1 protein-coding gene and 1 pseudogene are annotated in these 561 nt (G+C 66.1%); both read left to right on the top strand.

The window, feature by feature from the left end; translation table 11 throughout:
* Positions 1-392: FAD-dependent oxidoreductase (locus ALO43_RS16090; RefSeq protein ID WP_157062309.1), on the top strand; the 392-nt coding region annotated here is incomplete at its 5' end.
* Between the two features lie 17 nt (positions 393-409).
* Positions 410-561 (top strand): annotated as a pseudogene (locus ALO43_RS16085) (ABC transporter substrate-binding protein); the annotation flags it as partial.

The raw sequence follows: 561 nt of genomic DNA, 5'->3' as shown, positions 1-561 counted from the left end.
TCGTGCAGACCGGCTGCGGCAGTCGCGATAACAGCCTCTGGCCAGAGCATCTGGCACAGCCTGATGCGCGGCATGCCGAAGACGCCTGCAAGCGCATTGCCCGGCTGTGCGGTTCGGCAACCCACCCACGTGTGCTGGATGTGCTGCCGGGTTTCGACAGTTACAGCGCCGACGGTCGTCCGCTGCTGGGTTTCTGCGCCGAGTACAGCCCGGTTTATCTGGCCGCAGGCATGTCGGGACTGGGGTTCAAGTTTGCTCCTGGTGTTGCCGGTATCGCTTTCGAGCAACTGCGCAGTAATCTGGCAGGAAAGGACCGGCCGAGCCTCGGCTGGTCGGCATTGTCGCCACGCCGACACATGCCCGCTGCCAGTCTGGCGGGGATACAGCCATGACACCGCTCGCGTCACCTGTGCCGGGGCTGCGGGTCGGGGTCAGCGCACTGTTCGACCCCCACGACACGCCGCACGCGCGGACCTTCATGAGGGCGCTGGCCGTGGCGCGCAATTGCGTACCGGGGCTTGCGCGGGTGCAATGGCACTTTCTCGACGACGGAGCCAACGC

Source organism: Pseudomonas tremae, assembly GCF_001401155.1.
GTDB lineage: Bacteria > Pseudomonadota > Gammaproteobacteria > Pseudomonadales > Pseudomonadaceae > Aquipseudomonas > Aquipseudomonas tremae.
This window is presented reverse-complemented; position numbering and strand designations above follow the sequence as displayed.